Annotated in this window: 9 protein-coding genes; 4 read left to right on the forward strand and 5 right to left on the reverse strand. The window is 75.4% G+C overall.

What is annotated here, in order from left to right; all coding sequences use genetic code 11:
* Nucleotides 1-63: 63 nt before the first annotated feature.
* The 4 genes from ACI79G_RS14705 to ACI79G_RS14720 all read right to left on the reverse strand — a co-directional run bounded on the left by ACI79G_RS14705 (nt 64) and on the right by ACI79G_RS14720 (nt 5,702).
* The gene (locus tag ACI79G_RS14705; RefSeq protein ID WP_456881860.1) at nt 64-3,024 is read right to left on the reverse strand and encodes an AAA family ATPase; all 2,961 of its coding nucleotides are present in this window, start codon (nt 3,022-3,024) and stop codon (nt 64-66) included.
* A complete protein-coding gene (locus ACI79G_RS14710; protein WP_456881861.1) occupies nt 3,021-4,172 on the reverse strand; it encodes an exonuclease SbcCD subunit D in 1,152 nt (383 codons plus the stop codon). The genes ACI79G_RS14705 and ACI79G_RS14710 overlap by 4 nt, the downstream gene beginning before the upstream one ends.
* A gap of 71 nt (nt 4,173-4,243) precedes the next feature.
* Nucleotides 4,244-4,831, reverse strand: coding sequence for a PH domain-containing protein (locus ACI79G_RS14715; protein ID WP_456881862.1), 588 nt, complete (start codon nt 4,829-4,831; stop codon nt 4,244-4,246).
* A gap of 31 nt (nt 4,832-4,862) precedes the next feature.
* Entirely contained in the window at nt 4,863-5,702 is an 840-nt protein-coding gene (locus tag ACI79G_RS14720) for a biotin--[acetyl-CoA-carboxylase] ligase (RefSeq protein ID WP_456881863.1), read from the reverse strand.
* A gap of 170 nt (nt 5,703-5,872) precedes the next feature.
* Between ACI79G_RS14720 and ACI79G_RS14725 the strand changes: the two genes are divergently transcribed.
* The 4 genes from ACI79G_RS14725 (at nt 5,873) to ACI79G_RS14740 (ending at nt 10,215) form a co-directional block, all read left to right on the forward strand.
* Complete coding sequence (locus ACI79G_RS14725) at nt 5,873-7,498, forward strand: acyl-CoA carboxylase subunit beta (protein ID WP_456881864.1); 1,626 nt, start codon at nt 5,873-5,875, stop codon at nt 7,496-7,498.
* Nucleotides 7,495-7,710 carry an acyl-CoA carboxylase subunit epsilon gene (locus ACI79G_RS14730; RefSeq protein ID WP_456881865.1) on the forward strand — a complete coding sequence of 72 codons (216 nt, stop codon included), beginning with the start codon at nt 7,495-7,497 and terminating at the stop codon, nt 7,708-7,710. The genes ACI79G_RS14725 and ACI79G_RS14730 overlap by 4 nt, the downstream gene beginning before the upstream one ends.
* A gap of 73 nt (nt 7,711-7,783) precedes the next feature.
* A complete protein-coding gene (locus tag ACI79G_RS14735) occupies nt 7,784-8,392 on the forward strand; it encodes a Maf family protein (RefSeq protein ID WP_456881866.1) in 609 nt (202 codons plus the stop codon).
* A 59-nt stretch (nt 8,393-8,451) separates the two neighbouring features.
* On the forward strand, nt 8,452-10,215 hold the full coding sequence (locus tag ACI79G_RS14740) for an acetyl/propionyl/methylcrotonyl-CoA carboxylase subunit alpha (protein ID WP_456881867.1): 1,764 nt from the start codon (nt 8,452-8,454) through the stop codon (nt 10,213-10,215).
* 111 nt (nt 10,216-10,326) lie between these two features.
* Here ACI79G_RS14740 and ACI79G_RS14745 read toward each other — a convergent pair.
* Nucleotides 10,327-10,964 (reverse strand): LGFP repeat-containing protein (locus ACI79G_RS14745; protein WP_456881868.1); only part of this gene is annotated, 638 nt, incomplete at its 5' end.

Consider the following 10,964-nt stretch of genomic DNA (forward strand, 5'->3'; position numbering starts at 1 on the left):
CCGGTCGACCGGCACTGCGGCCTCCACCCCTCGGGGTGGAGGCCGCGGTGCCGTCCGGGACGATCACCCGGCCAGGCGGGACCCGTGCCGGCCGGCGACGACCTCCAGCCGGGTGGGGATGCGGGTGCGCAGCTCCTCCAGGTGGCTGATGACGCCGACCGTGCGGCCGCCGCGGCGCAGCTCGTCGAGCACGTTCATGACGGCGTCGAGGGCCAGCGCGTCGAGCGTGCCGAACCCCTCGTCGACGAACAGCGTGTCCATCTGGATGCCGCCGGCCTCGGCGGTGACCACGTCGGCGAGACCGAGGGCCAGCGCCAGCGACGCCATGAAGCTCTCCCCACCGGAGAGGGTCTTCGTCGGCCTGCGGGTGCCGGTGTACTCGTCGAAGACGTCCAGCCCCAGCCCGCCGCGGGCCCCGTGCCGGGCCTGCGCGTCGCTGTGCAGGAACGTGTACCGGCCCGCGGACATCTCCTGCAGCCGCCGGCTGGCGACCTCGGCGACCTGCTCCAGCCGGGCGGCCAGCACGAAGGACTGCAACCGCATGCGCAGCGTGTTGGCGCCGCGGCCGTTGACCAGGTCGGTCAGGCCGGCGACCCGCCCTGCCCAGGCGCGGCGCTCGGCGAGCTGCACCTCGGCGGAGACCACGTCCCCGGCCAGGGCGTCGAGGGCGCCCGCGCAGCGGCGGGCCTGCTCGAGCGCGGCGACCGCCTCCTCCCGCCGGGCGGTCAGCTCCGCGCAGCGCTGCTGCAGCGCGGCGACGTCGGGCCTCGGGGGCAGGTCGGTGAGCTCCGGGTCGGCGAGGGTGGCGGCGACGACCGAGCGGGCCTCGTCGTGCTCCCGCAGGCGACGCTCGAGCCGGGTCAGCTCGCCGGCGTCGAGCAGCGCGTCCGCGGCGTCGCCCAGGTCGGCGAACCCGGCGGCCGCGGCCCGCTCCCCCGCGGTCGCCCGCGCGGTTCCGGCGGCCGTGCAGGCGCGCAGCTCCTCGGCCTCGGCGGACAGCACCGCCTCGCAGCGCTCCGCGGCCTCGGTCAGGCGCCGGACCCGCGCCGGCAGGTCGGCGTCCTCCCCGCGGGCGGCGTCGAGCCGCGCGGTGAGCTCGGTCAGAGCCTCGGCGCGGCCGTCCCGCTCGGCGGTGCGCCGCTGCAGCTCCTCCCGGTCGCCGGCGAGCTGCGCGGCCGCGGCGTCGCGGCCGGCTTCACGGGCGGCCAGCTCCCGGCGGGCGGCCTCGACGCCCTCGGCGAGCGCGGCGACCTCGTCCCGCTCGGCGCGGGCCCGGTCGGCGCGGGCGGCCAGATCGGCCGCCGGCAGCTCCCCGGCCCGCTCGAGGAGGACGGCGAGCTGCCGCTCCCGCTCGTCGACGGCCCGGCGGGCGGCAGCGGCGCGCTCCTCGGCCGCGTCGACGACCGCCCGCGCCCGCTCCTCGTCCTCGGCGGAGACCCGCGGGCCGGTGTGCGTGGCCGGCCGCGGGTGCTCCGTGGCGCCGCACACGGGGCAGTCGGCACCGGGCGCCAGGCCCGTCGCGAGCTCGGCGGCCATGCCGTCGAGGCGGGCGGCGCGCACCTCCACGAGGGTCTCGCGGGCGTCGACCCACGTGGTGCGCGCGGCCTCCGCGGTCTCCCGGGCGGCGGCGAGATCGGCGGCGACCCGCTCGGCGCGGGTGGCGGCGTCCAGGGCCGTGCGCGCGGCGTCGGCGGCGGCCGCGAGGCCCGGCAGCCGGGCGGCGGCAGCCGAGGCGGCGTCGAGCCGGCGTTGCGCGGCGGCGACGCGGTCGGGCCAGCCCGCCGCGGTGCGGGCGCCCTCCTCGCAGCGGGCCGTGAGCACCTCGACGTCCCGGCCCAGCCGGGTGAGCTCGCGGGCCAGGCCGGCGGCCCGGTCGGCCTCGGGCACCAGGGCGCGGGCCGCCGCGGCGTCATCCCGCAGCTCGCGGGCCACGAGCGTGTCGGCGTCGCGCTCGTCGGCCACCTCGGCCCACGCGGCGCGCGCCGACGCCAGGGCGGCGGCCGCGGCCTCGGCGGCCAGCGCGGTCCGGTCGGCGGTCTCCAGGACGTCGCGCAGCGCCTCGGCCCGGCGCCCGGCGTCGGCCCGGGCCCGCAGCGGGCCGAGCTGCTCCTCCTCGGCGGTGAGCCGGGCCAGGTCCCCACGGGCGCGGTCGTGCCGGGCGTGCCGGTCGGCCAGGGCCCGGGCGTCGGCCAGCTCGGCGTCCAGGCGGGCGCCCTCCGCGGCCGCGGCCTGGGCCGCCGTGGTGGCGGCGGTGAGGTCACCAGCGGCCCGGGTGCGCACGGCGGCTACCCACCCGTTCACCGAGGCGCCGGGCTGGGCGCCGACCAGCTCGGGGGCCAGCTCCTCGGGCACCGCGACGTCGGCGATCTGGGCCACGCGGTGCAGCAGGGTGCTGATCCGGTGCCGGTCGGCCCGCAGCGTCTCCTCGGCGGCGCGGCGCTCGCCGGCGAGCCAGTCCTCGGCGCGGGCGAATCGGCCCACGTCGAAGAGGGTGCGCAGCAGCCTGGCGCGGTCCTCGGGCTCGGCACGCAGGAAGCGGGCGAAGTCGCCCTGCGGCAGCAGCACCACCTGGCAGAACTGCTCGGCGGACAGGCCCAGCCGCACCCGCAGGTACTCCGAGCCCTCGTCGATGCGGGTGCTCACCGGCTGCCACGTGGCGCCGTCCCAGCGCTGCACGGTGAGCCGGGCCTGCTCGGTCGTCTCGCCGGCGCCGCGCTTCTTCGGCCGGGTCTGCTCGGGCCGGCGGACGACCAGCAGCCGCTCGCCGGCGAGGGTGAGCTCGCAGGAGACCTCGGTGCGGGTGGCGGGGTCGGCGTGGTCGCTGCGCAGCCGCTTCTCCTCGCCGCGGGCGCCTGGGACGGTCCCGTAGAGGGCGTAGACGACGGCGTCGAGCAGCGTCGTCTTGCCCGCGCCGGTGGGGCCCCACAGCAGGAAGAGCCCGTCGCGGGCGACGGCGTCGACGTCGACGGTCTCGGTGCCGGCGAAGGGCCCGAACGCGGTGATCGACAGGGAGTGCAGCCTCACCGGGCGAGCTCCTCGCGGGCCGCCGCGCCCAGGGCCCGGACCAGCAGGTCGCGCTCGGCGTCGGTCATCCCGACGCCGTTGCGGACGTGGGTGACGAACTCCCCGGCGACCTCCAGGTCGCTGCGGCCGCGCAGCCGCTCCTGGTAGCTGCGCCCGTCACCCCCGCCGGTGCCACCGGTCCACTCCAGGTGCACGCAGTGCGGGAAACGGGTCTGCAGCTGCCGCATCGGGTCCGAGGGGCGCACGCCGTCGGTCAGCCGGGCGGAGACGAAGTGCTCCTCGACCGCGGTGTGGGCCGGGTCGGCGAGCAGCTCGTCGAGGGTGCCGGTGAGCACGGTCAGCGGACGCGGGGTGGGCAGCGTCAGCGCGCGCACGCCGACCAGCCCGGCGGCGTCCAGGTCGACCAGCCACACCTGCTTCTCCTGCCCGGCCTCGCCGAAGGAGTAGGCCAGCGGCGACCCGCTGTAGCGCAGCCGCTCGGTGATCGTCTGCGGCCGGTGCAGGTGCCCGAGGGCGACGTAGTCGACCCCGTCGAACACCGGCGCGGGCACCAGGTCGACGCCGCCGACGCAGATGTCGCGCTCGCTGTCGCTGGGCACCCCGCCGCCGACGAAGGCGTGCGCCAGCACGACCGACCGGGCGCCGGGGCGCAGGAACAGGTCGCGGCGCACCCGCTCCATCGCCTCGGTGAGCACCGCCTCGTGGGACCGGGCGCCCTGCAGACCGAGCTCGTGCCGGGCGATCTCCGGCTCCAGGTAGGGCAGCCCGTAGACGGCCACCTCGCCGTGCTCGTCGCGCAGCAGCACCGGCTCGTCGAGCCCCGCGGTGGTGGCGCGCACGTGCAGCCCGGCGGCCGAGAGCAGGCCGGAGAAGGTGCCCAGGCGGCGCCCGGAGTCGTGGTTGCCCGGCGTCAGGACGACGGCCGCCCCGGCCCGCAGCAGCCGCCCGACCACCCGGTCGAGCACGCCGGTCGCGTCCGCCGAGGGCACCGCGCGGTCGTACACGTCACCGGCGACGACCACGACGTCGACCGCCTCGGCGCCCACGACGTCGGCCAGCCCGGAGAGCACCTCCTCCTGCTCACGCAGCAGGTCGGCGCCGTGCAGGGAGCGGCCGATGTGCCAGTCGGAGGTGTGCAGCAGCCGCATGGGCGCAGAAGGTAGGTCGGGGTGCTGACAGAAGTGCCCAGCCACGCCGTGACGGGCCCGTCACACCCGGCTCAGAAGCGGGTCGTGCGGTGCCCGGCGGTCCAGCCGGCGGGGGTCCAGCCGTCGTCGTCCCAGCCGTCGCGCGGCGGCAGCACACCGGCACCGCCGCGCCGGTCGGCCTCCTCCAGCAGGGCGAACAGCAGCTGCTGCACGCCTTCGCAGTCGGGCACCCGCTGGAGCACGGTGGTCCCGCCCTCCCCCAGGGTCTCGATGGTGAGCGTCCCCGAGCGGACCAGCCGCTGGCCCAGCGTCTGCCCGTAGGAGACGTCGGCGATCCGGGACAGCGCGATGTCGCGCCCGCGGCGGGCGAGGAGGCCCTCGCGCAGCAGCACCCGGTGGGTCGTGACGACGTGGTGGGTGGTGCGCCAGCGCAGCACCGGCCGCAGGACGGCGACGACGACGACCACCAGCGCGACCCCGGCGAGCACCGCCCGCACGGTGCCCTGCGAGGCCCCGGCGGGCACCAGCGCCGCGCCGAACGAGGTGCCGCCCACGACGAGCAGCAGGACGAGGACCGGACGGACGAGGGTCAGCCAGTGGGGGTGCAGGTGCCGGACGACCTCTTCGTCCTCGGCGAGCAGCTTGTCCGGGTAGGGCACGCGGACAGGATGACGGAGGACGACCCCCCGATCACCGTTCCCGCGCCGGTGCGCGCACGTGTCGCACGTCGCCGCTGGCCAGTTCCACGACGCCCTGCGGCGTCCGGACGACGAGCCGGCCGTCCCAGTCGACCGACTCCGCGACCCCCTCGAGCGTGGAGCCGTCGGGCAGGGTGACGACGACGTCCGCGCCGACCGTCGAGCACCACGCCAGGTAGTCGCGGGCCAGCCCGCTGGAGACCGGGTCGCCGAGTGCCTGCGCCCACGCGAGGTAGCGGCGCTCGAAGGTGCGCAGGAACTGCAGCAGCACCGCCGCGCGGTCGACCGGCCGACCCGCCTCCAGCGCGAGGGAGGTGCCGGTGTCGGGCAGCTCGTCGGCCCGGGTGGAGACGTTGAGGCCGACGCCCACGACGACCGCCCCGCTGCCGACCTCGGCGAGGATGCCGGCCAGCTTCGCGCCGCCGGCGGCGAGCAGGTCGTTGGGCCACTTCAGCGAGGCGCGCACGCCCGGCACCTCGCCCACCGCCTCGGCCAGGGCCACGCCGGCGAGCAGCGGCAGCCAGCCGCGGCGTGCGCTCGGGACGTCGGGGCGCAGCAGGAACGAGACGGTGACGCCCGCGCCCGGCGGGGAGGTCCAGACCCGGTCCAGCCGCCCCCGGCCGGTCACCTGGTGCTCGGCCGCGAGGACCGTCCCCTCGGGGGCGTCCTCGGCCGCGGCCGCGAGGAGAGCGGCGTTCGTGGAGCCGATCTCGGGTACCACCTCCAGCGAGCGCCACAGAGCGCTCCCGGTGGTCAGCGCAGCCGCCAGCGACCGGCCGTCGAGCGGGGCCCGGGAGGGGTCGGAGGAGGCGGACGGCAGCGTCTCGGGCACTCTTCTACGCTACGGAACCCGTGAGCGAGGGAGCTCACTCCCGGGCACGGCAGCGCGTCGACGCGGCCGGCGAGCCCCAGCGAGGAGAGGTGCGTGAGCGAGCTTGCGAGCTCACCGATGGACGCAGCAGCGCGGCGCGAACGCGCCCACGAGCGCAGCGAGGAGAGCACGTGAGCGCGGCTGAACTGGAGAGCGCCGGGGACTCCGTCCCCGGCGACGTCGACATCCACACGACCGCCGGCAAGCTGGCGGACTTCGAGCGTCGCGTGCAGGAGGCCACCCACGCGGGCTCCGAGCGTGCCGTGGAGAAGCAGCACGCCGCGGGCAAGATGACCGCCCGCGAGCGGATCGAGGCGCTGCTGGACCCGGGCTCGTTCACCGAGCTCGACGAGTTCGCCCGCCACCGCTCCACCAACTTCGGCATGGAGTCCAAGCGGCCCTTCGGGGACGGCGTCGTCACCGGCTACGGCACCGTCGACGGGCGCCCGGTCTGCGTCTTCTCCCAGGACGTCACGGTGTTCGGCGGCAGCCTCGGCGAGGTCTACGGCGAGAAGATCGTCAAGGTCCTCGACCTGGCCGTGCGCAACGGCTGCCCGATCATCGGCATCAACGAGGGCGGCGGCGCGCGCATCCAGGAGGGCGTGGTCTCCCTCGGCCTCTACGGCGAGATCTTCCGGCGCAACGTGCACGCCTCGGGCGTCATCCCGCAGATCTCCCTGGTGATGGGCGCCGCGGCCGGCGGGCACGTCTACTCGCCCGCGCTGACCGACTTCATCGTGATGGTCGACCAGACCAGCCAGATGTTCATCACCGGCCCCGACGTCGTGAAGACCGTGACCGGCGAGGACGTCAGCCTCGAGGAGCTCGGCGGCGCCCGGACGCACAACACCAAGTCCGGTGTCGCGCACTACCTGGCCGAGGACGAGTCCGACGCCCTCGACTACGTCAAGGCGCTGCTGTCCTACCTGCCGAGCAACAACCTCGACCCGCTGCCGGCCGTGGAGATCGCCCCGGCCGACACCACGCCGGACGGCGTCACCGACTCCGACCACGACCTCGACACGGTGGTCCCCGACTCGCCGAACACCCCCTACGACATGCACACCGTCATCGAGCACGTGCTCGACGACGGCGAGTTCCTCGAGGTGCAGGCGCTGTTCGCGCCGAACATCGTCGTCGGCTTCGGCCGGGTCGAGGGCCGGCCGGTCGGCGTCGTGGCCAACCAGCCCACCCAGTTCGCCGGCACGCTGGACATCGACGCCAGCGAGAAGGCGGCCCGGTTCGTGCGCACCTGCGACGCCTTCAACATCCCGGTGCTGACCTTCGTCGACGTCCCGGGCTTCCTCCCCGGGACGTCGCAGGAGTGGGAGGGGATCATCCGCCGCGGCGCGAAGCTGATCTACGCCTACGCCGAGGCGACCGTCCCGAAGATCACCGTGATCACCCGCAAGGCCTACGGCGGTGCCTACGACGTCATGGGCTCCAAGCACCTCGGCGCCGACCTGAACCTGGCCTGGCCGACCGCGCAGGTCGCCGTCATGGGCGCCCAGGGCGCGGTCAACATCCTGTACCGGCGGGAACTGGCCGACGCGGACGACGCCGACGCGCGCCGCGCCGAGCTGATCACCGAGTACGAGGACGCGCTGCTCTCGCCGTACATCGCGGCCGACCGTGGGTACGTCGACCAGGTGATCCGCCCGTCGGAGACCCGCATCGAGATCACCAAGGGGTTGCGCCTGCTGGCCAACAAGCGCCAGACCCTGCCCCCGAAGAAGCACGGGAACATCCCGCTGTGAGCGAGTCGGACCGCCCCCTGCTGCGGGTCGTCACGGGCGAGCCCTCGGCCGAGGAGCTCGCTGCACTCACCGTCGTCGTCGCCGCCCTGTCGCAGCGGCGCACCCGCCGCCGGCCGACCCCGGTCGGGACCTGGGCCTCGTTCGGGGACCTCCACCGGCGCCCGCTGCGTCCCGGACCCGGTGGTTGGCGCGCCTCTGGGCGGTTCGCATGAACGAGCGTGCGAGTTCATGCGACGGGGAAGCAGAGCTGCGGATGCTGACGACGAGCGCCAGCGAGGAGGAAGCATGAGCGTGGACCGCCGTCTGGTGCTGGCCTCGGCGTCCCCCGCCCGGCTGGCCCTGCTGCGCCAGGCCGGGCTGACGCCCGAGGTCGTCGTCAGCCAGGTCGACGAGTCGTCGGTGCAGGCCGCGCGGGTCGGGGAGCTGGTCGCGCTGCTGGCCGCCGCCAAGGCCAAGGCGGTCGCCGAGCAGGAGACCGACGCGCTCGTCGTGGGCGCCGACTCGCTGCTGGAGTTCCGCGGCCAGGCGCTGGGCAAGCCCGCCGACACGCACGACGCCCGGGACCGGTGGCAGCGGATGAGCGGCAAGAGCGGCGTGCTGCACACCGGCCAGGCGCTCTTCGACGTCCAGGACGGCCAGGTGGTCAGCCGGGACGTCGCCGTCGTCTCCACCGTCGTGCACTTCGCCAGTCCCACGCCGCAGGAGATCGAGGCCTACCTCGCCACCGGCGAGCCGCTGGCCGTGGCCGGCGCCTTCACCCTCGACGGGCTGGGCGCGCCGTTCGTCCGGCGGGTGGACGGCGACCCGGCGGCGGTCGTCGGCCTGTCGCTGGCCACGCTGCGCACCCAGCTCGCCAAGCGCGGGCTGGCGATCACCGACCTCTGGCGGCGCTGAGCTCGCGCTCGCCCGCCCCACCCGCAGACTGAGCAGTACGAACCCGAGGGAGAACACCGGTGCAGAAGGTCCTGATCGCCAACCGCGGCGAGATCGCGGTGCGCGTCGCCCGCGCCTGCAAGGACGCCGGCCTCACCAGCGTGGCCGTCTACGCCGAGCCCGACCGGAACGCGTTGCACGTGCGCATGGCCGACGAGGCCTTCGCCCTCGGGGGGACGACGCCCGGCGACTCCTACCTGGTGATCGACAAGATCCTGGACGCCGCCAAGCGGTCCGGCGCGGACGCGGTCCACCCGGGCTACGGCTTCCTGTCGGAGAACGCCGGCTTCGCCCAGGCGGTGATCGATGCCGGGCTGACCTGGATCGGCCCCTCCCCCGAGGCGATCATCGCCCTCGGCGACAAGGTGCAGGCCCGGCACATCGCCATGAAGGCCGGCGCGCCGCTGGTGCCCGGCACCAAGGACCCGGTCGGGGGTGCCGACGAGGTCGTGGCCTTCGCCGAGGAGCACGGCCTGCCGGTCGCCATCAAGGCGGCCTTCGGGGGCGGCGGGCGCGGGCTGAAGGTGGCCCGCACCGTCGAGGAGATCCCCGAGCTGTTCGACTCCGCCGTCCGCGAGGCCGTGTCGGCCTTCGGTCGCGGGGAGTGCTTCGTCGAGCGGTTCCTCGACAAGCCGCGGCACGTCGAGGCCCAGGTGCTGGCCGACACCCACGGCAACGTGGTCGTCGTCGGCACGCGCGACTGCTCGCTGCAGCGGCGCAACCAGAAGCTCGTCGAGGAGGCCCCCGCGCCGTTCCTGAGCGACGAGCAGCGGGCGCGCATCCACGAGTCGGCCAAGGCCATCTGCGCGGAGGCGGGCTACCACGGCGCCGGCACGGTCGAGTACCTCGTCGGCGTCGACGGCTCGATCTCCTTCCTCGAGGTCAACACCCGGCTGCAGGTCGAGCACCCGGTGTCGGAGGAGACCAGCGGCCTCGACCTGGTCCGCCAGCAGTTCCGCATCGCCGACGGCCTGCCGCTCGAGGTCACCGAGGACCCGACCCCGCGCGGGCACAGCATCGAGTTCCGGATCAACGCCGAGGACGCCGGCCGCAACTTCATGCCCACCCCCGGTCCCGTGACCCGGCTGGAGATCCCGCAGGGCCCGGGCGTGCGCTGGGACTCCGGTGTCGAGACCGGTGGCGAGGTGGTCGGCGCGTTCGACTCGATGCTGGCCAAGCTCATCGTCACCGGCGCCACCCGCGAGGAGGCCCTGCAGCGGGCCCGCCGCGCGCTGGACGAGCTGGTGGTCGAGGGCATGCCGACGGTCGTCCCGTTCCACCGCGCGGTCGTGCGGGACGAGGCGTTCACCACCGAGCCGTTCACCGTGCACACCCGCTGGATCGAGACCGAGTGGGACAACCAGGTGCAGCCGTACTCCGCGGCCCCGGTCGAGCAGGACGAGGACGAGCCGCGGCAGACCGTCGTCGTCGAGGTCGGCGGACGACGGCTGGAGGTGTCGCTGCCCGCGGGCCTCACGGCTGGCGGCGGCGGCGGACCGGCCGCGGCCGGCGGGGCCAAGCCGCGCAAGCGCGGCGGCGGGCACGGCGGGGCGGCGGCCTCCGGCGACTCCCTGACCAGCCCGATGCAGGGCACCATCGCCAAGGTCGCGGTCTCCGACGGGGACACCGTGGCCGAGGGCGACCTGGTCGTCGTCCTCGAGGCGATGAAGATGGAGCAGCCGATCACCGCGCACAAGGCCGGCACGGTCAGCGGCCTGTCCGCCGAGGTGGGCGCCTCGGTGACCAGCGGCGCCGTCATCTGCACCATCTCCGACGCGGGGTAGTCCGCCAAGAGCGACGAGGGCCCGCCACCGTTCCCCGGTGGCGGGCCCTCGCCGGCCGCGTCCCGAGGCTCACCCCGAGCCTGCGAGGGGTGAGGAGGACGGGGTCCTTTCTCAGCCGGTGGTCGTCTCGATCGTGCCGTCGGGCCGCTCGGTGAGCGTGCCGTTCTGGAAGCGGACCTGCCAGCCGCCGCCGTCGGGCAGCGCGACGTGGTCGGTGACCGGGAAGCCGAGCGACCCGGCCGGTCCCCCGTCCGCCAGCCAGTGCGTGAGGATCCCGCCCCGGACGGCGTGCGCCCCGGTGGACGGTGACCAGTAGATGACCCCGCCCTGCAGCCGCACCAGCGCACCCGTGCCGTCCGCCGTCGCCCCGTCGTGGGCGATCGGGAAGCCCAGCACCGATGGACCTCCGAAGGATTCGTACTTCTGCTGCAGCGCACCACGCACTCCGCGGGCGCCGGTCGCAGCCGACCAGTAGATGGCCCCGTTCTGGAAAACCGTCTTGTAGCCGCCGGGCACGGCGACGTCATCGCCCGTCGGATAGCCCATCGGCCCGGTCTGAGCGCCCAGCTGGCGCCACATGTCCAAGATCGCTCCCCGCACCACGTGCGCCCCGGTGCGCTGCGACCAGTAGATGACCCCGCCCTGCAGCCGCACCAGCGCACCCGTGCCGTCCGCCGTCGCCCCGTCGTGGGCGATCGGGAAGCCCAGCACCGATGGACCTCCGAAGGATTCGTACTTCTGCTGCAGCG

Source organism: Geodermatophilus sp. SYSU D00779, from assembly GCF_054050595.1.